The organism is Bacillus coreaensis (assembly GCF_050586445.1).
Taxonomy (GTDB): domain Bacteria; phylum Bacillota; class Bacilli; order Bacillales; family Cytobacillaceae; genus Robertmurraya_A; species Robertmurraya_A coreaensis.
The window spans coordinates 87,223-111,564 of sequence record NZ_JBOCCY010000014.1 but is presented as its reverse complement, the minus strand read 5'-3'; the positions used below and the strand labels follow the sequence as shown (position 1 = coordinate 111,564).

General features: G+C 40.0%; 19 protein-coding genes. 16 read left to right on the top strand and 3 right to left on the bottom strand.

Annotation, left to right across the window (positions count from 1 at the left end; genetic code table 11):
* Nucleotides 1–71: 71 nt before the first annotated feature.
* The 7 genes from ACQ5H4_RS18345 to eutH all read left to right on the top strand — a co-directional run bounded on the left by ACQ5H4_RS18345 (nt 72) and on the right by eutH (nt 8,456).
* Nucleotides 72–1,691 carry a choice-of-anchor I family protein gene (locus ACQ5H4_RS18345; protein ID WP_430776435.1) on the top strand — a complete coding sequence of 540 codons (1,620 nt, stop codon included), beginning with the start codon at nt 72–74 and terminating at the stop codon, nt 1,689–1,691.
* A gap of 175 nt (nt 1,692–1,866) precedes the next feature.
* Complete coding sequence (locus ACQ5H4_RS18340; RefSeq protein ID WP_430776434.1) at nt 1,867–2,952, top strand: sensor histidine kinase; 1,086 nt, start codon at nt 1,867–1,869, stop codon at nt 2,950–2,952.
* On the top strand, nt 2,949–3,521 hold the full coding sequence (locus tag ACQ5H4_RS18335) for an ANTAR domain-containing response regulator (protein WP_430776433.1): 573 nt from the start codon (nt 2,949–2,951) through the stop codon (nt 3,519–3,521). Before ACQ5H4_RS18340 ends, ACQ5H4_RS18335 begins: the two co-directional genes overlap by 4 nt.
* A 96-nt stretch (nt 3,522–3,617) precedes the next feature.
* The gene (locus ACQ5H4_RS18330) at nt 3,618–5,054 is read left to right on the top strand and encodes an ethanolamine ammonia-lyase reactivating factor EutA (protein WP_430776432.1); all 1,437 of its coding nucleotides are present in this window, start codon (nt 3,618–3,620) and stop codon (nt 5,052–5,054) included.
* Nucleotides 5,055–5,070: 16 nt separating this feature from the next.
* Complete coding sequence (locus ACQ5H4_RS18325) at nt 5,071–6,441, top strand: ethanolamine ammonia-lyase subunit EutB (RefSeq protein ID WP_430776431.1); 1,371 nt, start codon at nt 5,071–5,073, stop codon at nt 6,439–6,441.
* 17 nt (nt 6,442–6,458) lie between these two features.
* The gene (eutC, locus tag ACQ5H4_RS18320; protein ID WP_430776430.1) at nt 6,459–7,160 is read left to right on the top strand and encodes an ethanolamine ammonia-lyase subunit EutC; all 702 of its coding nucleotides are present in this window, start codon (nt 6,459–6,461) and stop codon (nt 7,158–7,160) included.
* A 30-nt stretch (nt 7,161–7,190) separates the two neighbouring features.
* The gene (eutH, locus tag ACQ5H4_RS18315; protein ID WP_430776429.1) at nt 7,191–8,456 is read left to right on the top strand and encodes an ethanolamine utilization protein EutH; all 1,266 of its coding nucleotides are present in this window, start codon (nt 7,191–7,193) and stop codon (nt 8,454–8,456) included.
* 37 nt (nt 8,457–8,493) lie between these two features.
* Here the strand turns inward: eutH and ACQ5H4_RS18310 are convergent, their stop codons facing one another.
* Nucleotides 8,494–9,198: a peptidoglycan recognition protein family protein gene (locus ACQ5H4_RS18310; protein ID WP_430776428.1), complete on the bottom strand. Its 705-nt coding sequence runs from the start codon at nt 9,196–9,198 to the stop codon at nt 8,494–8,496.
* Between the two features lie 195 nt (nt 9,199–9,393).
* On the opposite strand from ACQ5H4_RS18310, the gene ACQ5H4_RS18305 reads away from it, so the two are divergent.
* Nucleotides 9,394–10,857 carry a protein adenylyltransferase SelO gene (locus tag ACQ5H4_RS18305; protein WP_430776427.1) on the top strand — a complete coding sequence of 488 codons (1,464 nt, stop codon included), beginning with the start codon at nt 9,394–9,396 and terminating at the stop codon, nt 10,855–10,857.
* Nucleotides 10,858–11,028: 171 nt separating this feature from the next.
* The gene (locus ACQ5H4_RS18300) at nt 11,029–12,210 is read left to right on the top strand and encodes a NupC/NupG family nucleoside CNT transporter (protein WP_430776426.1); all 1,182 of its coding nucleotides are present in this window, start codon (nt 11,029–11,031) and stop codon (nt 12,208–12,210) included.
* 45 nt (nt 12,211–12,255) lie between these two features.
* Here the strand turns inward: ACQ5H4_RS18300 and ACQ5H4_RS18295 are convergent, their stop codons facing one another.
* Entirely contained in the window at nt 12,256–13,068 is an 813-nt protein-coding gene (locus ACQ5H4_RS18295; RefSeq protein ID WP_430776425.1) for a cobalamin-binding protein, read from the bottom strand.
* Nucleotides 13,069–13,152: 84 nt separating this feature from the next.
* Between ACQ5H4_RS18295 and ACQ5H4_RS18290 the strand changes: the two genes are divergently transcribed.
* The 4 genes from ACQ5H4_RS18290 to ACQ5H4_RS18275 all read left to right on the top strand — a co-directional run bounded on the left by ACQ5H4_RS18290 (nt 13,153) and on the right by ACQ5H4_RS18275 (nt 19,196).
* Nucleotides 13,153–13,323 carry a hypothetical protein gene (locus tag ACQ5H4_RS18290; protein WP_430776424.1) on the top strand — a complete coding sequence of 57 codons (171 nt, stop codon included), beginning with the start codon at nt 13,153–13,155 and terminating at the stop codon, nt 13,321–13,323.
* 796 nt (nt 13,324–14,119) lie between these two features.
* The gene (locus ACQ5H4_RS18285; protein ID WP_430776423.1) at nt 14,120–15,190 is read left to right on the top strand and encodes a PQQ-dependent sugar dehydrogenase; all 1,071 of its coding nucleotides are present in this window, start codon (nt 14,120–14,122) and stop codon (nt 15,188–15,190) included.
* Nucleotides 15,191–15,295: 105 nt separating this feature from the next.
* Nucleotides 15,296–18,472 (top strand): DEAD/DEAH box helicase, encoded by a 3,177-nt coding sequence (locus tag ACQ5H4_RS18280; RefSeq protein ID WP_430776422.1) that lies wholly within the window; start codon nt 15,296–15,298, stop codon nt 18,470–18,472.
* A gap of 112 nt (nt 18,473–18,584) precedes the next feature.
* Nucleotides 18,585–19,196, top strand: coding sequence for a DedA family protein (locus ACQ5H4_RS18275; protein ID WP_430776421.1), 612 nt, complete (start codon nt 18,585–18,587; stop codon nt 19,194–19,196).
* A 41-nt stretch (nt 19,197–19,237) separates the two neighbouring features.
* Here the strand turns inward: ACQ5H4_RS18275 and ACQ5H4_RS18270 are convergent, their stop codons facing one another.
* On the bottom strand, nt 19,238–20,302 hold the full coding sequence (locus ACQ5H4_RS18270; RefSeq protein ID WP_430776420.1) for a M14 family zinc carboxypeptidase: 1,065 nt from the start codon (nt 20,300–20,302) through the stop codon (nt 19,238–19,240).
* A gap of 522 nt (nt 20,303–20,824) precedes the next feature.
* Between ACQ5H4_RS18270 and ganS the strand changes: the two genes are divergently transcribed.
* The 3 genes from ganS (at nt 20,825) to ganQ (ending at nt 24,319) form a co-directional block, all read left to right on the top strand.
* The gene (ganS, locus tag ACQ5H4_RS18265; protein WP_430776419.1) at nt 20,825–22,108 is read left to right on the top strand and encodes an arabinogalactan oligomer ABC transporter substrate-binding protein GanS; all 1,284 of its coding nucleotides are present in this window, start codon (nt 20,825–20,827) and stop codon (nt 22,106–22,108) included.
* Nucleotides 22,109–22,207: 99 nt separating this feature from the next.
* A complete protein-coding gene (gene ganP / locus ACQ5H4_RS18260; protein WP_430776418.1) occupies nt 22,208–23,464 on the top strand; it encodes a galactooligosaccharide ABC transporter permease GanP in 1,257 nt (418 codons plus the stop codon).
* A gap of 3 nt (nt 23,465–23,467) precedes the next feature.
* Nucleotides 23,468–24,319, top strand: a complete 852-nt coding sequence (gene ganQ / locus ACQ5H4_RS18255; RefSeq protein ID WP_430776417.1) for a galactooligosaccharide ABC transporter permease GanQ — start codon at nt 23,468–23,470, stop codon at nt 24,317–24,319.
* Nucleotides 24,320–24,342: the final 23 nt, after the last annotated feature.

The window sequence follows — 24,342 nt, the reverse complement described above, 5'->3', positions numbered from 1 at the left end:
ACAATAATGAGTGGAATTGTCCTACATAAGTGATTCAACCGAAACAAATCCTATATTTGGGAGGTAAGAATATGTTAAAGTCAAAAGCAATTCTTGGAATGGCAATGGCAGGTGGGGTATTAGCAGGAACGCTACAGTTAAGTGGTACACCTGTGCTGGCAAAAAACGAGGCACAAATTTTTCAAGCAGAAAGTGTCAACGGTAAATTAAGCTATATCGGAAACTACCAGACCGGAATGAGCAACAAAGATGGTGGAATTGCCGAAATTGTAAAATACAATAAAGACAACCAAAAAATGTATCTCGTAAACGGTGCTGCACAATCAGTAGACATCGTTAGCATGGCTAATGTCAAATCGAACAAAACAACAGAGTTCAAGATCGATACTCGCCTTGATATTTCTGCTATGGGACAGGCACATGGATTTGCGAGCGGTGATATTACAAGTATTGATATCAATACCAACGAAAAAATCATTGCCATTGCTGTCCAGGGCGCAACTTATAAGGATCATGGAAGTATTGTGATATTGAATTATAAAGGAAAGTACATAAAACATTTCGAAGCGGGCGTACAGCCAGATATGGTTACTTTTTCTCATGACTATAAATACTTACTGTCTGCCAATGAAGGCGAGCCTCGGGAAGGATATGCTGCAGCAGAGGCAACTGACCCAAAAGGATCCATTACTATTATTGATATAAAAAAGGGTGTAAACAAAGCTACGGCTCAAACGATTGGTTTTGACAAGTTCGACTCCAAAGAGGCAAGAGCAGCACTTGTGGAAAATGGGGTGTTATTAAAGCCGAATACCGCACCATCCATTGACTTAGAGCCTGAGTACATTTCTGTTTCTGACAACAGTCACTACGCGTATGTATCTTTACAGGAGGCCAATTCGGTAGCGACGATTGACTTAAAAACTCAAGAGATTGTAAGTGTCAAAGGGCTTGGATTTAAGGATCATAAAATAGAAGAAAACGCACTTGATGTATTAAAGGATGGTCAAGTAAATCTCACCACTCAAAACCTTTATGGTACCTACATGCCCGATGGAATAGCCTCGCAAAAAATAGGTGGAAAACAGTATATTTTTACTGCTAACGAAGGTGATGGCAGAGAATGGGGTGAGTATGAGGATACAGGGTCTTATACATTCCCAGGCACCTCTTATAAAATTGATACCCTATTGAATACCGAAAGAGACGGACTTGAGGCTGATAAAACGTACATTTATGGTAGCCGTTCCTTCTCAATTTGGGATGCAGGCACGATGGAGCAAGTCTATGATAGTGGAAGTGACTTTGAAAAAATAACAGGGGAGCTTTATCCTGAAGCCTTTAATTCGTCCAATAATAAAAATGAACTAGATTCTCGCAGCGGGAAAAAAGGGCCGGAGCCAGAAGATATAAAAGTGATGAAAGTAAATGGCAAGACGTTCGCTTTTATTGGGTTAGAAAGAACGGGCGGCATCATGATGTATGACGTCACAAATGTGGAAAATGTAAAGTTTCATGACTATGTGAACTTAAGAAATTTCTCAGGTACAGACGTATCTTCAAGTGGTGATCTTGCACCAGAAGGACTGTGTTTGGTAGAAGCAAAGGATAGCCCAACTGGGAAGCCATTAATGCTTGTGGCGAACGAAGTATCTGGTAATGTAAGGGTTTTTGAAATCAATGGAAGATAAGTTTACTAAAAACAGAGACCTTCTTGTAAGGTTTCTGTTTTATTTTGTAAGAAAAATGAAATTTATCAGAATAATCTCTGTTAGATTTCCTTACAGAATTGTTGGTCGTGTGAGGAAAGGGTGGTATTGTTGTTTTTATAGAAAACGATCATATAAAGAGAGGGTTACAACTGACATGGTAATGAGTCTCAACTTAGATCAGGTAACAAATCTAACGTATGAACATCATGAGATAATTAAAAACATGTCTACTAATCTTCAATTAATAGCTGATATTTCTCAAGCCGATGTATTCATCGACTGTTTATTACCTGGGAGGAACGAAGCCATTGTGGTGGCTGAAGCCAATCCGAACACCGCTTCTTCATTGTATAAGGAAAGCGTGCTAGGTCAGGTGGCAATAGAGGAAGCTGAACCTGGAGTCTTGTTTAGTTTGAGAAATGGGAAACCGGTGATTGGTTCAAGGGGGATATCTCAGGAAAACATCGTCATGCAGCAGGATATTGTCCCAATTACTGATAGTGATGGAATGACAATAGCTGTTTTAATAAAAGAGCGGGACATCTCAGAAATCATTCGAAATGAACAAAAAGTAAAGTCTTTAATGGAAACAACAAATAGTCAAGAAAAAGAAAGGTTGGTGCAATCTCTTGTCGTGCAAGAAATTCACCATCGTGTAAAAAATAACTTACAGGTTATCTCGAGTTTACTACGACTACAAATGAGAAGATCCTCCTCACAAGAGGTTAGGGAAGTTTTTGAAGATAGTCTTTCAAGAATTGCAAGCATGGCACTTGTTCACAATTATTTAGCAAAGGATGGATTAGAAGAAGTAGATGTCAAATTTGTAATGGGGCAAATTGCGACACTATTAGTCTCTTCATCATCTATTCCAGGACAGGATATACAAGTTTCTGTTCAGGGAGAATCATTATTTTTACCATCAGATAAAGCTACCTCCCTTGCACTTGTTGTAAATGAATTGATCCAGAATGGGTTAAAACATGCTTTTCATTCTCGAGTAAATGGGAGAATAGAGATTACCATTAATAGTAGAAAGCAGATGGTCTATCTCATTGTATCTGATGATGGATCGGGGATGCCAGATCAATCCAGTGATCAACCTTCATCCTCCTTGGGATTACAGTTGGTAAGAATGCTAGTTGAAGAGGAGTTAGAGGGAGTGGTATCTTTCTTTCCTTCAGCTCGTGGGACAAAGGTATCGATTATGTTTCCGATCATAGATAGGGTGATAGAATGATTCAATCAAAAATACTTGTAGTTGATGATGAGCCCATCACAAGAATTGATATTAAAGAGATTCTCCAAGGCAAAGGGTACATGGTGGTTGGAGAAGCGAAAAATGGGGAAGAGGCGGTAGAGAAAGCATATGCTTTGGAACCAGACCTCATAATCATGGATGTGAAAATGCCGAAGATGGATGGAATCAAGGCCTCGTCTATTATAAAGGGATTTTCAAGTTCCTCCATTCTTTTTCTCACCGCCTTTAGTCATGATGAGCTAATTGAACAGGCGAAAGAGGTTGGCATCAATGCCTATATCGTCAAACCAATCACAGAAAAAGACCTTATCCCAGCTGTTGAAATCGCTCTGTATCAGCGAGAACAAAGTCTTCGCTTACATACCAAGATTGGGGAATTAGAGCAACAAATGAAGGATCGAAAACTGGTTGAAAAAGCAAAAGGTATTTTAATGACACAACTGGAATGTACCGAGGAGCAGGCCTATCGCCATATGCAAAAAGAGAGCATGGAAAAACATATTCCATTAGCTAAATTAGCTGAGAGCATGCTAGAGAAAAGTAAATAAACATCCAAAGCAACGGCGCTTTGAATTAATTCAACTATCTTTTAAGAGGTGGGGAATTGATTTAAGGCGCTTTTTATTTTTAGGGAGGTGGAGAAGTTGGGAAATTGGATCACAAGTATCGGACTAGATATTGGAACCAGCACCACAAAATTTATTGTAAGTCATCTATCAATTGCGGAACACGGTAGTCCTTTTCATTTGCCAACCTCTCAAATTATTGACCGTACCGTTGTGTATGAAAGTTCCATCTACACAACACCCTTAACATCCAATCAAGATATTGATATGCCCAGCTTGGCGGCCATTCTTTCAAAGGAATATGAGCAATCTGGTATTCATTTTAAGGATGTTAAAGCGGGGGCCGTCATTATTACAGGTGAAACTGCAAGAAAAGAAAATGCGGAAAAAATTATAAATTATTTAGCTGACCGAGCGGGGGATTTTGTCGTTGCCACAGCAGGAGCAGACCTTGAAGGCATTTTAGCTGGAAAGGGTTCTGGTGCAAAGGATCGTTCAGAAGAAATCGAAGGAATTGTTGCCAATGTCGATATTGGGGGAGGAACGGCCAATGTTGTTCTGTTTGAAGCGGGTCGAACACTTCAAACCTTCACCTTTCATCTAGGCGGAAGACTAATCCGAGTCAATGACCAAGAGGAAGTCGAGTACATTTCAGAATACTTAAGGCCGTGGCTTGAAGCGAACCTCTTTTCCACTCAAACAGATAGAGGCATTACATTTAAAGAGCTGAAAGAAATCTGTACACGTATGAATCAAAGCATGATTTCTTTTCTATCTGGTGAGCCAAAATATCATGCAGATTTATTGCTGCTTGAACCAATGGATCAACCGCTTCCGTCAATAAATGAGGTGATTTTTTCCGGTGGGGTTGGACATATGATGGCTGAGAAAGAGCCCGTTCAGATGAGTGAGGTGACAACGTTTGGTGATATCGGTCCGTTACTTGCTTCCACACTATGTAAGGAGAGTAAGGTGTCGAGATTAAAGATAACTGAGGCGAAGGAAACGACAAGAGCAACCGTCATTGGAGCAGGCATGCAAAATACGGAATTAAGTGGAGCGACGATCTTTGTTCATGAGAATCTGTTACCGATAAAAAATCTTCCGATCGTACGGATTATGGTCGATACGGTGCACTTCGAAACGATCGTTTTTGCTAATCAGCTAGAGGAAGTCATGACACAAGCGAAAAAGCTATACGAAGTGCAGGATCCCCCATTTGCTCTAGGTTTGTTAGGAAGGGAGTATTGCTCTTACCAAACGATGAAATCTATGACAAATACAATCTATCAACTCTTCAAACGCCATTTTCCCAATGCTACTTGTCTTGTTGTCATTTGTGAAAGGGATATAGGAAAGGCACTCGGTCAAGCTTTAAAGAAGATGAGTCATGAGGGGATACAAATTATTTGTATTGATCAGGTAGATTTTCTATACGGAGATTATATTGACTTAGGCTTACGCACAGCGGGGGAAGCGATCTCTCTATCAGTGAAAACTCTAGCTTTTGGATAACGAGGAGGAATCTAGCATGTATAGAAAAACAACCTTATATGGGCTTACCTATGAGTTTCATAGCTTAAAAGAAATCATGGCAAAAGCTAATGAGAGTCGGTCAGGGGATGATCTAGCCGCGATTAGTGCTGAAAATATGAAGGAAAGAATGGCTGCCAAGCTCGTACTAGCTGATATTCTCCTTTCAGATATTCGGAATACCCCTTTATTAGATCCTGACATAGATGATGTCTCACAGCTCATTGAAAACAATGTGAATGAAGAGGTTTATCAGCTGGTTAAGAATTGGACCGTAGCTGATTTACGAGAATATATCTTGAGTGACGAGCAGACGGGCAAGGATTTGCTCACATTGGGCAGCGGGTTAACTAGTGAAATGATTGCTGCAGTAGCCAAAATCATGTCTAATCTTGATTTGATCCAAGCCGCATCAAAAATAAAGATTATTACACATTGTCAAACAAAAATTGGCCAACCAGGGGTTCTTGCTTCAAGAGCACAGCCGAATCATCCATCCGATCACTTAAAGGGGATGACAGCATCCTTATATGAGGCTTTAAGCTTTGGGATTGGTGATGCGGTGATTGGAATTAATCCGGTTATTGATACAACGGAAAATATCTCTGCATTATTACATGAAACGAAGAAAGTGATTGATCAATTTCAGATTCCGACTCAAAACTGTGTTCTATCCCATGTTACAAGTCAAATGCGTGCGATTGAAAAAGGTGCTCCGGCAGATTTAATTTTTCAAAGTCTGGCAGGTACTCAAGCAGGAAATGAGTCCTTTGGAATATCGCTCTCCATGCTAGAAGAGGCAACAGCCATGATTCATGAAAAAGGAACAGCAACGGGTCCAAACCGCTGGTATTTTGAAACTGGCCAAGGCTCGGAACTTTCGTCTGATGCTCACTTTGATATAGACCAGGTGACATTAGAAGCAAGGTGCTATGGTCTAGCAAGAAAGTTCAGACCTTTTATTGTGAATACAGTCGTTGGTTTCATTGGTCCCGAGTATTTATATGACAGCAAACAGGTGATACGGGCAGGATTAGAGGATCATTTTATGGGGAAAATGCACGGTCTTCCAATGGGGGTAGACGTTTGCTATACGAACCATATGAACGCAGACCAAAATGATATGGATACATTAAGCACCTTATTAGGAACGGCCGGTGTGAACTTTGTCATTGGTGTTCCGATGGCTGATGATTGCATGCTCAATTACCAGTCCCTAAGCTATCACGATATCGCGACATTGCGAAGCATTTTACGCTTAGAACCAGCTCCAGCATTTAAAGGATGGCTAGAGAGGCTTGGATTAATGGAAAATGGAAAGCTAACCAAGCTAGCAGGTGACCCGACCTTCTTCTTACAAAACGTTTAAAAAAGAGGTGAACAGAAATGGAAAAACATCAGCTGGAAGCTTTAAAGAAATTTACCCCTGCTCGTATCGGAGTAGGCCGGACCGGAACAAGAGCGTTAACCAAGGACTACTTATCGTTTCGGATTGATCATGCGGCTGCTGTTGATGCTGTGTATGGGGAGGCTTCCTCCCAGTTATTACAAGAATTTAATCTCTTTACAGTAGAAACACGCTATGAAACAAAGGAACAGTATTTAAAAAGGCCTGATAAAGGCAGAGTTTTATCAGTAGAAGGAGAACAGCTTATTCGCGAAAGATGTATTCAACATCCTCAAGTGCAGATCGTGATCTCTGATGGTTTGAGTGCTAGTGCGATCAATGAGAATGTACTTGATGTGTATCCAGCGTTATTGGATTCTCTTTCTTTCTATCAAATCGACGTGGGAACACCGTTTTTTGTAAAAGGGGGGAGGGTTGCTTGTATGGACGCCATAGGAGAAATTCTAAAACCGGAAGCTTTTATTTTATTAATAGGAGAAAGACCAGGCCTTGTATGCGCCCACTCACTTAGCGCGTATATGTGCTATCGCCCAAGAAAAGGAATGAAGGAGTCGGAGAGAATGGTAATATCCAATATCCATCGAAATGGAACCCCACCAATTGAAGCGGCCGCTCATATCGGAACCTTGGTCAATAAAATGCTCGAGCAAAAAGCGAGTGGAGTCAGTCTTGTTGTGTAACTAAAAACATCGATAAAGGGGGAAAAAAGAATGGTCATGGTTGGTGAAATTGTTATTTATATTATTATGGCATGTGCAGTATTAGGAGCTTTTGCCGCGATTAAAAATAGTGAGCAAGGATTAGGGCAACAATTTATGGAAGGCTTACATGCAGTTGGGCATATTTTTGTCCCAGCAGCTGGTATTATGGCTTCTATACCATACCTTTCTTGGTTTATTAACAAGGTATGTGGTCCATTCTTTGCAACAATAGGAGCAGACCCAGCGATAGCCGCCACGGCGATTCTTGCTACTGACATGGGAGGATATCAATTAGCACAAGAGTTGGCCACTTCTTACGAAGGTTGGATTATGGCCATGATCGTTGGTTTTATGGCAGGCGCCACAATCGTATTTTCGATTCCAATGGGCTTAGCAATGCTAGATAAACGTGATCATAAATATATGGCGTTAGGCGTGATGTCTGGGATATTAACCATTCCGATTGGTGCCTTTATATCAAGTGTGTTGGTCGTTGTAACCAATTCTAAAATTAGAGATGCGATATCAACAACCACCGATTCAACCTATGAATTTACGATCAGCTATTTAAAAATATTTGCCAATCTATCTCCTTTAATTATATTTGTCGTTGTTTTAGCAGCTGGATTATACTTTTTACCAGATGTAATGATTAAAGGATTTATGTGGTTTGGAAGAATCATGGATGCAGGAATTAAACTGGTGTTAGTGTTCTCGATTGTAGAAATCTTCACCGGTCTTTTCTCAAAGTTGTTTGGTTCATGGGGCTTCCATCCCATTATGGCTGATGCGGATGACCAGTTTCGTGCACTTGAGACGGCAGGATATATTGGTATTATGTTAGCTGGGGCATTCCCGATGGTCTATTTATTACAAAAATACGCAGGGAAGCAATTGGAAGCAATGGGAAGAAAGATTGGGCTAAGTAAAGAAGGAAGTGCAGGACTAGTGGCAACTATTGCAAATATCTTAGCGATGTTCAAGCTAGTTCGTACGATGTCACCAAAGGACAAAGTCATCAATATTTCGTTTGCGGTATGTGCAGCGTTTTTACTAGGAGATCATCTTTCATTCACTGCCAATTTCCAACCAACATTAATTCTTCCCATTATTATAGGGAAGCTAAGTGCCGGTGCAATCAGCATTGGATTAGCGTACTGGTTATCGGTACCGAAAGCTTTGGAATTAGAAAAGAAGGATCGGGAAGCAGGAATTATCGGAAAGCATGAGTATAGAGAACATGAAGTTGAAATAGAGAAACAAGCTGTTTCCTAAGATAGAGAGAAGGTTGGTGAGATTTTCACCAACCTTTTTATTGTAACTCCTTCATTTTTCGTGACACTAGGGGATAGAAGTGTGTTTTAGCAGCAGTGGTCGTATTTCCCCCAAAAAAATTCGTTCCTGGACAAGGTTTCACTTCATAGCTCTTGGCATTATCTAGCACCCTTTGTTTGGTTTTGTAATTCCACCAATGATGGTATGTGATGGTATCCACTGAAGGGGTGAGGTTAAATTTTAGGCATAGCAAGGCAGTAATGTACACAATCGTTTCCTTTTGTTCAGCAGTCATCACATCTTGCCCTTTATCAAAATTCCCTACATTTTCAATGGCGATGCCTACAGAATTGGCTTTTGCTCCAATCGACCCTTCTGGAGCCATATCGAATGGGCGGGATACAGCTATTTTTCCATCGGGGAACGTTGTGATATTTTGTGCGATGGTCTTCCAGTGCATTTGATTTTTATGATAATTCTCCATGCCTTGGAGCAAACGGAAATGATTAGAGCCATTGAATCGTTTATAAGATGGAGCCCATGTATGATGCTGCTGAATAAGACTAATTTTCCGGTGAACTTGATTATTTAATAACCAATCCTTGAATTGTTCCCTCGTCATCAAAATATGTTGCCCCTGCTTTTGCAGGGAAGTGCTCACTTCCTGGACACTATCCGTTGCTAGAGCGGTGTGAGTGGTGAAAAGCAAACAAATAAAAAAACCAAATAGAACTTTTCTCATCTGTTATTCCTTTCTTTTTTACGGTTGTCTTTTCGTTAATAGTTTGTTGAGGGTTCAGTTGAAATATTCTTATTGCTTTTCCCAAAAACAAGGTGAAAGGTATAATAAAAGGGAGATGTTGAACATTAAAAAAGTACATTCATGCTTTGGAATCGAATAAATAATATATAAAAGCTGAAAGAAGTGAAATATAAGATGACTAAATCAAATGAATCAGGTTGGAACTTCGACAACAGCTATACCAGACTGCCAGAGTTCTTTTATTCAAATACAAATCCAACACCTGTAAGGTCACCTAAAATGGCTACATTTAATGAATCATTGGCAAAGTCGTTAGGATTACCTGCAGAGGCTCTGCAATCGGAAAATGCAACCGCAATTTTTGCAGGAAATGACATTCCCGCAGGTGCCTCACCGATAGCTCAAGCATATGCGGGCCATCAATTTGGACATTTTACGATGCTAGGAGATGGAAGGGCTATTTTGCTCGGTGAACATATCACCCCAACTGGAGAGCGAGTTGATATTCAGCTAAAGGGTCCAGGTAGGACGCCTTATTCGCGCGGGGGAGATGGTCGTGCTGCACTGGGTCCAATGCTCAGGGAGTATATAATAAGTGAGGCGATGTATGCCCTTGGGATACCTACAACCCGTAGCCTAGCAGTGGTATCTACAGGACAACCGGTCATTCGGGAAACAAACTTACCTGGTGCCATTTTGACCCGTGTGGCTTCCAGTCATATCCGTGTCGGTACATTCCAATATGCCGCGAAATGGGGATCGATTGAAGATACTCGAGCGCTAGCTGATTACACAATTACCCGACATTATCCTGAAATTGCTGATCATCAGGATAAATATCTTTCCTTTTTAAAAGCGGTCATTAATCGGCAAGCAAAATTGATTTCTCAGTGGCAGCTTGTCGGATTTATTCATGGTGTGATGAATACTGACAACATGACAATTAGTGGGGAAACGATCGACTATGGTCCTTGTGCATTTATGGACACCTATGACCCGGAAACTGTTTTCAGCTCCATTGATGCGCAGGGGCGGTACGCTTATGGAAATCAACCAGGAATTGGAGGTTGGAACTTAGCTAGGTTTGCTGAAACATTATTGGATTTGCTTCATGACAACGATGAAGAAGCTGTAAAAATAGCTCAAGAGGCCATATCCGAATATCCGGAGTTGTCTCGTGGGTATTGGCTCGAAGGAATGAGAGCAAAACTAGGGATATTTAATGCAGAAGAGCAGGATGATACTTTGATAAATGATCTTCTAGACGTGATGAAGCAATATAAAGCGGATTTTACAAACACCTTTAGAGCGTTAACTCGTGAAGCACATGAGGAATCAGTCCTTCAAGGAACATCAGAATTCAACGACTGGTATAAGCGATGGCAGGAGAGACTCACTAGGCAGGAACAATCAAAAGAAGATGCCCTAGAATTAATGAGAAAAAGTAATCCTTCCATTATCCCGAGAAATCATCGGGTAGAAGAAGCTTTAGCGGCTGCCCAGCAAGAAGACTATAGTGTCATGGATAAGTTACTAGAAGCTCTAGCTAATCCTTACGATTATAAAAATGTGGAGGAAGAGTACTGTAAATTGCCTGACTCAACTGGACTTCCTTATCGAACGTACTGTGGAACATAACGGAGCAATGCTACCTCTATTGGTAGCATTGTTTTATTTTTGAGAAAATTATAAATACACGCTTTACACTAGAAAAGCAAAACTTAATTAGATAAAATGGAAAAGTTATTGTTTAAAAGTAGGCATAATAGTAGAAAGTAACTTTGTACATGCATCTAAGGAGAGAACAGTATGAGTATCATTATTGGCATTTTAGGCATTATCCTTACCCTCGGATTGGCCTACCTTTTATCAAATGATAAGAAGGGGGTTAACTTTAGAGCGATTGTAATTATGTTTGCTCTTCAACTTACCATCACTATTGTCATGTTTAAGACGGTTGTCGGCTTGAAAATCGTGGAAGTGGTATCCAACTTCGTCACACAAGTATTAACTTATGGATATGAAGGCATTAACTTTGTCACAGGCGGATTAGTTCCTAAAGATACATCTGTTTTTTTTATTAATGTTTTGATGTTGATTATCTTTACATCGACCCTATTATCGATTCTGACGCATATTAAGATTTTGCCTTTAGCGATCAAATACATAGGTGGGGCTATTTCAAAAATTACCGGCCTATCAAAGGTAGTGACGTTTAATTCAGTAAACTCGATTTTCTTTGGTCAAAGTGAATCATTATTGGCAATTAAAGCACATTTAGATAAAATGAACGATAATAAATTGTTCATCGTATCTACCAGTGCAATGGCAAGCGTAAGTGCGAGTATTATGGGTGCTTATATGAGCATGATACCAGCACAATATGTCTTAGTGGCGATGATTTTAAATGCTTTTTCGGCTCTAATTATTGCGACCATTGTAGCACCTATTCGCTCAGGAGAAGATGAAGAGATTAACTTAAAGGAAGTTTCTCAATCAAAATCCATATTTGAAGCAATCAGTGTGGGTGCGATCGATGGGGGAAGAGTAGCGTTAATTGTTGCTGCGATGTTAGTAGCTTATGTTGGTTTAATGGCTTTAATAAATGCAGCTTTCGCAGGATTAATTGGCATTTCTTTAACTGAAATCTTAGGTTATGTGTTTGCACCGGTTGCCTTTATGATGGGAATACCAGCAAGTGAAATCTTGACTTCAGGATCGATTATGGGAATAAAACTTGCCACAAATGAGTTCGTTGCCATGCTTGAATTCCAACCATTGATTCCGGACTTGGGTGACCGTACGGTGGGGATTGTTTCAACCTTCCTAGTCTCGTTTGCTAACTTTAGTTCGATTGGAATTATATCTGGTTCCATTCAAGCGATTAACGGTGAAAAAGCGGGGGTTGTAGCAAAGTTTGGACTAAAAATGTTACTCGCGGCTACATTAGCATCGATTTTAACAGCAACCACGGTTGGATTGTTTCTATAATTAGATTTGTGAGACCATTGTCTGTTTTTAGACAATGGTCTTTTATTAATTTATTGGAACAACCTTCTCATTATAAGTTGGATAGATGTCTGGATGAAGAAGGAAAGCGATCTTCGCCAATCCTAGTAGTAACCTCGGGGAAGGTCTGCAAAACAATGGCTCATCTAGTATGTATAGTTGCTGATTTTGGATGGCATTCATCTGATCCCATTCAGGTCGTTTAAGGATTACCTTAGGGTTCACTTTCTCTTTTTGTACTCCGACCCAAACTACTGAAATCACATCAGGATTTCTTCTACGAACTTCGTCCCAATCGGTTTGAACACTCGCTTCCTCACGATCCGAAAAAATATTGTGTCCACCAGCTAGCTGACTGATTTCGGTTAACCAATTGTTTGCCCCTGGAGTGAATACGGGTTTTGCCCACCACTCCCAGTAGATCGATTTAGGAATTTCAACCTTCTCGCTTAGAGCCTTGTAGTCTCTAATTTGAGAAGTGAACTTTTCATAGGCTATGGTTGCCTTTTCTATGGAGTTTGTTGCTTTTCCAACAAATAATAAGGAATCAGCTACCGCTTGTAGGGATGTTGGATTAGGAACAATTACATAAGGGATGTTGCGTTTCTCTAACTCTTCAATATTACGTTCCATTCCTGGAACAGTGAGGGATGCTAACACTAAATCTGGCTGTAATTCTTCGACCTTATCCATATTTATGTTAAGATCCGGCCCTAATCTCGGTAACTCTTTAATCTCCTCGGGCCAGTCAGAATAATCATCCACTCCAATTAATGAAGAAGTTAATCCTAAATAAGCCATAATTTCGGTGTTACTTGGACAAATAGAAATGAGTTTCAACGGATCACGCTCCTTATTCTAGGAATTTACTTTCATTACTCTTATTATTATAATAAAAGATTCCTATTATAGGGGGAGAAACATGTGAAGAATTTCCATTGCTGTGCCTCATGTGTGAATTATGAAGTGAAAAAAGAAAATGGGAAGATGATTTACCGATGCTCCCGACTAGGATTTGATACACAACCAACCTATCAATTTAACTGCTGGGATCCGAAAGAGGCAGTGAAAAAGTTGATGGGGAAGGATGATTAAAGAGAATTTGATTTTGTAGTAGGACAGCTTATGGGGGCGATTCAGAGTTCGGAATACGCATGTAATTTGAACAGGATCGTTATTGGGAGTCGCTTTAGAGTCCGAATGAGCTGATGATTCAGACAGGAATGGCTTTGGCAGAGGTAACAGAGTCTGAATGAGGTCATGATTCGGACAGGCTCAGCTTCGGAAGTTGCAACAAAGTCCGAATGGTCCAGTGATTCAGACAGGAATGACTTTGGCAGAGGAAAAAGAGTTCGAATGAGCCCATGATTCGGACAGGCTCAGCTTCGGAAGTTGCAACAAAGTCCGAATGGGCCAGTGATTCAGACAGGAATGGCTTTGGCAGAGGAAAAAGAGTTCGAATGAGGTCATGATTCGGACAGGCTCAGCTTCGGAAGTTGCAACAAAGTCCGAATGGGCCAGTGATTCAGACAGGAATGGCTTTGGCAGAGGAAAAAGAGTTCGAATGAGGTCATGATTCGGACAGGCTCAGCTTCGACAGTTGCAACAGAGTCTGAATGGGCCCATGATTCAGACAGGAATGGCTTTGGCAGAGGAAAAAGAGTTCGAATGAGCCCTTGATTCGGACAGTCCCAGCTTCGGCAGTTGTAACAGAGTCCGAATGAGCCCGTGATTCGAACAGTCCCAGCTGCAACCAAGTCCGAGTGCCCCCTACGATTCAGACAGCCCCGTCTCCGGAAGCCGCTTCAATGCGAAAATACGAATTAAAAATAGAAAGTATTTTATTATTGGTAACAAATGGATAAACTTCTATCTAGAAAATAAAATTGAGGTGGTACCATTGAAAAAGTTCCTGATCACATTAACGACAATCCTCTTTGTTTCAGGTTGTACAGGAGATAATGAATTATCGAGTGAGAATGAAGCAAGTGAAGCTGTTGCAAGGCAGGCTGAGGTGATGGCGACAGATTTAAATATACCTTGGAATATTACCAAACACAATCAAACCTTTTATTTAAGTCAACGGGCGGGAAGTATTATTAAAGTGGATGGAGAAAATGGGTCAAAAACGATGCAACAGGTGGATGTGACAAAAGATGTTCTTCATATCGGAGAAGGAGGGCTTTTAGGTTTCATACTATCTCCAGATTTTGAAAGCAATCAGGAAGCATATGCGTACCATACATATGAAGAAAATGGAGAAGTACTGAACCGTATAGTCGTTCTCCAGCTTAGTGAAAATACATGGCGGGAAACTTCCGTGATCCTTGAAGGAATTCCTGGTGGGAGAATTCATAATGGTGGAAGAATCAAAATCGGGCCTGACGGCAAATTGTATGCAACTGCTGGAGATGCAGGGAATCCCAATAACGCTCAAAACGTTAATAGCTTAGCGGGTAAAATTTTGCGTTTGGAATTAGATGGTTCCATACCAAATGATAATCCAATCAAAAATTCATACGTGTATTCTTATGGACATAGAAACCCTCAAGGACTAGCTTGGGATAATAATGGAAAGCTTTATAGCTCTGAGCATGGACAGTCGGCGCATGATGAGATTAATCAAATTGAAGCCGGGAAGAATTATGGCTGGCCGGTGATTGAGGGTGACGAAAAAGCTTCAAATATGGTTTCTCCATTATTCCATACCGGAGAGGAAACATGGGCTCCATCTGGAATTGAAATAAAAAACGGGAATATCTATGTAGCGACCTTACGTGGCGAAAGTATTCGAGTAGTCGACCTCACTGGTATGAAAATGGAAACCGCTTTTGAAGGTGCGGGAAGAATGCGGGATATTCTTATAGAAGGGAATGCACTATATTCAATAACCAATAATCGCGATGGAAGAGGGAATCCTCGTGAAGGTGACGATCGGTTATTTAAGCTAACTATACAATAGAGGGAAAAATGCCCAACCAGTTAATTTGGGCATTTTTTGGTGCCTGCTACTCGTTTGATGGTAAAATAGTTGAGACAAATGATCCTCTAGAAAGGAGAGACATACGTGAATATACGATTAAATCACAAAATCATAAAAGACATGTGTGGAACAGTCTCCTTTAAACGAGGAGATTCTTTTTATCGTGCGGATCGAGTGACATTCCAGAGTTATCATCATCAAGGTTGTGAAGCAACGGTTACGGGTGCGGAGGACTTTAACGTTAGAGTAGAAGTGGACTCTCATGGTGATTTTCAAACACTCTGTAGTTGCCCTTCGCTCCCTTCTTTTAAAAATGATTGTCAGCATATTGCAGCTGTGTTATTAGCCATATATGATTATCAGAAAAAAGGGACGGTCCCTTTTATACCAAGTGAACATCGTAACGCTAATCAGGAATTAACAGAGGGCTTATTAACCCTGTTTGCGCATCAGTCAAAGCGCTCGAGTGGACATCAGCTCCATTTTGAAAACCGGCAAGTCGTAGAGGCTGCGTTTACATGCAAAATCATTTCAATTATGGATAAAGAGATGCTTGGGGTAGAGCTCACCATCCAATCCATTCTTGTTCAAAATATAAGAGATTTTCTAGAACAAATGAAAAACGGGGTACCCATTGCCCTTTCAGATACTTTTACTTATGATCCGAGTGTTCATTGTTTCCAAAGGGAAACGGATGCAGTGATCCACCAACTTGTTCAAGTGACTCATGATGAAAAGGTGCATGGTGCTGTACCAAGCAGCCAAATGCTATTGATCACACCGACTTCTTGGGAAAGATTACTGCCTTTCCTTGTAAAGGCGCCAAACGTGAGCTTACAGATTGATGAATCCATGTATAGCGGAATCCGGCTTTCTAAAAGAACACTTCCTTTACAATTTGACATATCAGACATAAAGGGTGGCTATCAACTGAAAGTTCAAGGCTTGGATCAAATCATCGTGATGACTTCCTATGGACTGGTATTAGCTAAAGGCGAGATGTATCAAATCCCTTATGAAGATATGGACCGACTGGTTGAAATGAAGCAGATGTTAGCGAATACGAAGGCAGGGAGTATTCCTATTCCAAAAGAACAATTTGACTTTTTCTTGGAAAAAGTGGTTCCTGGTTTAAAAAAGTTAGGAAACGTGCAAATATCATCTACCGTTTCCAATCAGCTCTTCCACACGCCGCTCGTAGCAAAGTTATACCTTGATCGAGTAAGCAATCGACTTCTTGCTGGGTTAGAATTTCACTATGAAAATATAGTAATAAACCCACTAGAAAGTCATCAACAACAAACAAGATTTATTGCAGCAAGGGATGTAGGGAAAGAACAGGAGATCCTGAAGCTGATGGAGGAAAGTTCATTTGCAACGACGGACAGTGGATATGTTCTGCATAATGAGGAATTGGAGTATGAATTTTTATATCATATCGTTCCGAAGCTAGAGAAGCTCGTGCAAATATATGCAACGACAGCTGTCAGAAACCGGTTGTTCAAGGAAAGTGCCCACCCTAAAATCCGCATTAAAATGAAAAAAGAACGAACCAATTGGCTTGAATTCAAGTTTGAAATGGAGGGCATGGCAGAGAAAGAAATTCGTGCCGTGCTAGCAGCGTTAGAGGAAAAGCGAAAATATTATCGTTTGAAAAATGGATCGCTGCTCTCGTTGGAAACAAGAGAATTTGAAGAAATTGATCGTTTCCTAAATACACTTCCCATCCAACCAGAAGATTGGGAAAGTGAATTAAACATCCCTGTCGTTCGAGGGCTACAGCTCTTAGATGGTGATAGTAACGTATTTATGTTCGAGGATTCCTTTCGTCAATTTTTATATACCATTCAAAATCCAGGTGAAATGAAGTTTGAAGTACCAAAACCGGTAGAGCCGATTCTCCATGAGTATCAGAAGCAAGGTTACCAATGGATGAAAGCTCTCGCACATTTTGGATTTGGAGGAATTTTAGCAGATGATATGGGACTTGGGAAAACCTTGCAGAGCATTTCCTTCATATTGTCTGAGCTTTCTACGATACGTGAAAAAAAGCTACCTGTTCTTGTTGTCTGTCCATCATCTCTAACGTATAACTGGTTAAGTGAAATGATGAAGTTTGCTCCAGAGCTACAAGCCGTTGTGATGGATGGAACGAAAACGGAACGCGTGAAACTTCAGAATAACCTGGATGGCTTAGACGTTGTGATCACCTCGTATCCCTTGTTATTAAAAGATTTGACTTGGTACCAAAAACAGTCGTTTCGTGTGGTTTTCTTTGATGAAGCACAAGCCTTTAAAAATCCAATTTCACAAACAGCGAAGGCCGTGCGAAGGATACAAGCTAATTATCGCTTTGCCCTTACAGGGACTCCGGTGGAAAATTCCTTAGAAGAACTATGGTCCATTTTCCATGTTGTGTTTCCTGAACTTTTTCTCGGATTCAAGGAATACAGCAATTTAACAAGAAAACAAATTGCCCGCAGAATTCGACCGTTTTTACTTCGAAGAATGAAAGAAGAGGTGCTTTCTGACATTCCTGAAAAAATGGAGTGGATGGAGACCGTGGAGCTTCTCCCAGATCAGAAGAATTTGTATGCTGCTTATCTTGCCAAGCTGAAAGAAGATACGTTAAAGCATTTGGACAAGGATACGATAAGGAAAAATCGGATTAAAATCTTGGCTGGATTAACTCGATTAAGACAGATTTGTTGTCATCCTGCTTTATTTGTCGATGGATATAAAGGGAGTTCGTCAAAATTTGAACAGCTCATGAAGATTGTGGACGAAGCAAAGTTTTCTGGAAGACGGGTGCTGATTTTTTCTCAGTTTACGAAGATGCTCACTCTGATTGGGAGGGAACTAGCAAATCAAGGAATCCCTTTTTTCTACTTGGATGGTCAGACTCCTTCGGAAGAACGTCTAGAAAGATGCAATCGATTTAACGATGGCGAACGAGATATTTTTCTTATATCGTTAAAAGCAGGTGGAACGGGACTAAATTTAACAGGGGCGGACACAGTTATTTTATATGACCTTTGGTGGAATCCGGCAGTGGAGGAGCAAGCGGCAGACCGTGCACACCGCATTGGCCAGAAGAATGAGGTACAAGTGATCAAGCTGATTGCACGCGGGACCATCGAGGAGAAGATCAATGAACTGCAGGAGAAAAAAAGAGACCTTGTATCAGAGATTATTGATTCCAAGCAGGATTCTGCCCCTTCTCTTACAGAAGATGATATTCGTGAGATATTGATGACTTAGTCATGGTGAAATCTACATCTCAAGTCTTAGAGTAAGTTACTCCCTTGGTTTCTATTTAGATAAGAAAAGTCACTCTATACTTATAGTATCTTAAATAAGTTGGAGTGGTTATATGACGGACTTGCTACTAACGCTAATAGATAAATGGGGCATAGGCGGAATTTTGTTTTCGTTATTCATTGAGGGAAGTGCCTTTCCCTTTGTTGGGACATTTTTTATTGTCACTGTAGGGTTCATTTTAAATTTATCCTGGTTTGAAATAGTATGGATTTCACTAGTGGGAAGCTTTTTGTATGCTCTCGGTAGCTATATTCCTTATATAATTGGATATAAGTTAGGAAATTCTGTTGAAAATAGATTAAGTCTGGCTCAAAGAGAAAAGTTAGAAAAGGTCAAAAACAGTTTGAACAGGTATGGAGAGTGGAGTATTGCGGTGTTAACTCCCCTTCATATAGGTAACGTTATTCCTTTTTTAGCAGGAATGTCTAATATGAAAGTTCTTCCGTATACCGCACTTACCATGTTAGGCATAGGACCTTCTACTTTTCTTTTGTTAAGTATTGGACGTTTTTACGACGGCGATGCGAAAACAATGATAAATAGGATCGCTGAATATCAAACCATGTGCCTTGTTGGACTTGGAGTAATGACAATTGGTTATATGAGTTGGAAAGTACTAAATCAGCGTAACCAAAAGCGAAAGATTGAAGTACTTGATAGATAAAGGGAGAGCCTCCATTACTGGAATGCTCTCCCCTTTTTGTATTACTCGTCCGATTCTTCGCCTTGTCTGTTTTTCTGTTCCGGAAGAGTTTCCCAGAAGCTCGTATCGGCAGTTTCAATGGACCCATCTGCAATGGCTCGTACTGTAGCATCTAGGGTAGTAATCGTCTGCTTAATTAAATAGCCATTGCTCTTTTGTCCAAGAGCATAAGATTCAATGTAGTGATCGGACATGCCACGCATTTCAAAAAGGAGAGTAGAAATGCCATAACGAACAGCAGCGCCGTTACGTCCGATATTTTCTCCGCTTCCACCTACGTATTTACCGATATGGCCCCAACCAGTATCCTCAAGTGCTCCATAAACAACCGATCCTAATTTTTTAGAGCGTTCAACCACATCAGGCTTCACATTTGGATTTGTTGGATAAAGAATCGATCCAGATACGAGTTCCCCTTCTGTTTCACTAAGTGTGCCCTGGTGATGAAGGTCAATCATATAATCAATGTTATATTTTGCAAATACATTTTCATGCAAGACTCTAGCCTCTGGTTGCATTGCCGTTGTTGCCTTATCGTGTTCACGGTTAAGATCCACTTTGTTCGCATTATAACGTGTAAGATGACGGTCGCCATCGGCGTGATAGTCCTCAAGTGAGAAATCCACATCTCCCATGGCTCCATCAGCATTGAGCATAGGAATGATGAGTACATTAACGTTATCTAATACTCCCTTTGATTTAGCTGTACCTAAATGCTTAATAAAGCTAAGGGCACCCTCTGTTGTAAGCTGCTCGTTTCCGTGCTGCTGTGTTAAAAATAAAATCGTTGGATTATCAGGATTAGAGATATATTTTGCCATATAAATATCCCGGCCTTTGACTGTTTGTCCAATCACCTCTAATTCCATCGCTTCTTGCTTCGCATCTTGAGTATTTAAATAATCTACTAAACTCTCATATGTATGCAGAATCGACGTTTGGACGGCCCCATTACCAGCACCTGGCCCGTTTCCAACAGCGAAAACTGGTGTTGAGACGGCAGTAATTGCACCAAATGCCATTAAGCTTGATAAGGATACGGATAAAACTTTTTTCTTTAAGTTCATATCTTACCTCCAAATAAAATTTTATTAACAATTCAAATTTTATCCAAATATGGTTCAGATGTTAATAAAGAAAATTGCCTATTATTTAGACAAATTTCGATTAACGAAATACATACGAATGAAGGATTTAAAAACTATGAAAAGTAGGCTTAGGGAGTTGAGATAGGAAGAAAGATGTAGAATATAATTGGTTTTCAATTATAGGTCGGGAAGAAATATGGGATCTATTAAAAACTCAATTAAGTAAAATATTTTACTAAATGTTAGTGAAATAACTAAAATTTATTGTATTCAAATAGGTAGAATCAGTTTATTATGTAAAGAAGTTGGGGTGCTTCAACTTCAGAAATAAGATGATGACAATACAGTTAAATGTATGTTAATCACTAGTAAAATATTTTTCTTAAATTTTTTTACTAGTTTTAGTAAAAATATATTTACATGTTTTACTTTTGGTGATATATTTTAATTACTGAAGCGCTTTCAATGAAAAATGTAAACCAATGTGAGAGGATGTAAGCTATGAAGAAGTTTAAAAAGTATTTTAGCCTTATGAGCGGTATTGCTTTAAGTCTATCTTTGGTAGCATGTGGACCTCAAGAAAGTAGTACTGAGAGTACCGGCTCGAACGATTCTTCCAAGAACAAAGAGTATGATTTACTAGTTTGGGAGGATATTGAAAAAGGAGCAGGTATTAAAGATGCGGTTGCGAAGTTTGAAGAAGAAAATGGAGTAAAGGTGAAAGTAGTTGAAAAAGCCTATGCTCAACAAATAGAAGATTTACGTATGGATGGTCCGGGTGGTACAGGTCCAGATGTACTTACCATGCCGGGAGACCAAATTGGAACGGCGGTAACTGAAGGATTAATCAAAGAGTTAAATGTAGGTGAAGATGTTCAATCTATTTATACAGAAGTAGCTATGAAGTCGCAAATGGTAGAAAACAAGGTGTATGGTTTACCTAAAGCTGTAGAAACTACCATGCTTTATTACAACAAAGATTTAGTTTCTGAAGCTGAGCTTCCTACCACTCTTGATGGATGGTATGACTACTCAAAGAAGGTAACAGATGGGGAGAATTTTGGATTCCTAGCTTTGTTTGATCAAATCTACTATGCACAAAGCATTATGAGCGGGTATGGTGGATATATTTTCGGTGCGGATGACAAAGGGAATTATGATCCTACAGATATCGGATTAAACAACAAAGGTGCTCTTGAAGGGGCAGGGTATATTCAAAAGTTCTATAAAGAAGGTCTATTTCCAGCTGGAATCATCGGTGAACAAGGAATTAATGTGCTTGAGTCGTTATTTACAGAAGGAAAAGCAGCTGCTGTTATTTCAGGTCCTTGGAATATTGAGCCGTTTACAAAAGCAGGAATCAATTTTGGTGTAACCAAATTACCTGAGCTTTCAAATGGTGAAAATATGAGTTCATTCGTTGGAGTGAAGAGCTATAACGTAAGCGCTTATAGTAAAAATGCTGAACTTGCTGAGAAGTTAGTTGTATTTTTAGCCAATGAAGAGAATTCAAAAGCTAGATATGAAGTTACTAAGGAAGTGCCAGCCGTACAAGCACTTGCTAATGACCCTGTTGTTGCAGAAAGTGAAGCAGCCCAAGCGGTAGCAGAACAATCACAATTTGCTGAATTAACTCCAAACATTCCAGAAATGAACGAAGTTTGGACACCGACAGACTCTGCCCTACAAACCATCGCAACTGGCAAGGCTCAACCTAAAGAAGCACTGGAGCAAGCAGTTGAAACGATTAAAGGACAGATCGAAGCGAAGCATGGTGGAAAATAATTTGTAAATTAACAATGGTGTCAAACGTTACTTATGTTTGACACCATTTATTATAAGGGCGGAAAGTGTAACATTAACGTCTAATAAGAGGTGAAAAAAGTGCAACATCGCAAAACGGCTTTGCTTTTATCAATCATTCCAGGGCTTGGTCAATTTTATAATAAGCAGTGGGTAAAAGGAATTTTATTTCTACTTTTAGCTGTTTCGTTTTTTGCTGTATTTGGTGATTTGTTGAATATGGGCTTTTGGGGGCTTTTCACACTTGGAACGGAAGTACCCCGAGATAACTCGATCTTTCTACTAGCTGAAGGGATTATTGCTGTCATTGTAACGATCTTTGGGCTTGCCTTTTACTATATCAATCTACGAGATGCTTATAAGAACGGGGCTTTGAGAGATAAAAATCAGCGTCTGCATTCTCTTAAGGAAGATTATCGCAATTTAATCGAGCAAGGATATCCGTATGTGATCAGTGGACCATCACTATTTATTTTAATATTTGCGGTGATCTTCCCTATTTTATTTAGCTTTGCATTAGCGTTTACGAATTATGATTTATACCATTCTCCACCAGCTAATTTAGCTGATTGGGTGGGGTTAGAAACATTTTTTGAAATCTTCACCGTTGATATTTGGCGTTCTACCTTCTTTGATGTATTAGCTTGGACGGTCATTTGGACGCTTGTGGCCTCTACCTTGCAGGTAAGCCTTGGGGTGTTTCTAGCGGTGTTAGTGAACCAGAAAGATGTGAAATTTACCAAGTTCTACAGAACGGTTCTTGTCCTACCGTGGGCTGTACCAGGGTTTGTAACGATATTAATATTTGCGGGACTATTTAATGATAGCTTTGGGGCAATCAATAACGATATATTGGCTGCTTTTGGAATTGGATCCATCCCGTGGCTGACAGATGAAAACTGGACACGAGTGGCTTTAATTCTTATGCAGGGATGGTTAGGTTTCCCTTATATTTTCTTAGTGACAACAGGTGTCCTTCAGTCTATTCCAGATGATCTTTATGAAGCAGCAACCATTGATGGAGCATCTGTTTTTGCAAAGTTTCGCCATATTACAATGCCAATGATCTTGATTGCAATGGCTCCGATCATTATTACTCAGTACACGTTTAACTTTAATAACTTTAATATCATTTATCTATTTAATGGTGGTGGACCTGCTGTTCCGGGGTCGACGGCTGGCGGAACGGATATACTCGTTTCATGGATATACAAATTAACGATGCAATCGAGTCAGTATTCACTAGCGGCTGCATTAACCATCTTGCTCTCCGTGTTTGTTATCGCGATTGCACTATGGCAATTTAGACGTACGAATTCCTTTAAAGAGGGGGCTTAAAAGATGCTGAAAGATATGAAAAAACAAAAATTCTTTCGTCTCCTAATTACACATTCGATTTTACTTTTTATGACAGTAATCATTATTTATCCGTTAATTTGGACCATAGGAGCAAGCTTTAATCCTGGAAACAGTTTGATAAGTACGTCTATCATTCCTAAAAACCCTACATTGGATCACTATCGTGAGTTGTTTGCAGGGAAAGAAAGTTTGCAATATGGAAAATGGTACTTAAACTCCTTGAAAATTAGCGTTTTCACCATGATAGGAACGGTCATAAGTGTTTCTTTTACCGCCTACGCGTTTTCTCGCTTTCGCTTTAAGGGTAGACAAAATGCGTTAACCTTATTTCTGTTACTACAAATGATTCCGCAATTTTCTGCTCTCATTGCTCTATTTGTATTAGCGCAAATACTAGGCATGATGAATAGTCATTGGTTATTAATCCTTTTATATATTGGTGGTCAAATTCCTATGAACACTTATTTGATGAAAGGGTATATGGACTCCATTCCGATGGACTTGGATGAAAGTGCGAAAATCGATGGAGCTAGTAACACAAGAATCTTTTTACAAATTCTTATGCCTTTATCACGACCAATGATTGCGGTCGTAGCAATGAATGGTTTTACCGGACCGCTGGGAGATTTCGTTTTATCATCAACCATTTTACGAACACCTGAGGCGTACACGTTACCGATCGGATTGTATAACCTCGTTAATGATGTAATGGGGGCAAGCTACACGACCTTCGCGGCTGGAGCCATCCTAATCAGTATTCCGATTGCGATTATATTCATTTTGCTTCAGAAGAACTTTGTATCAGGACTAACAGCTGGTGGAACGAAGGGTTGATTTCAGTAAAAAAATGAATTGTA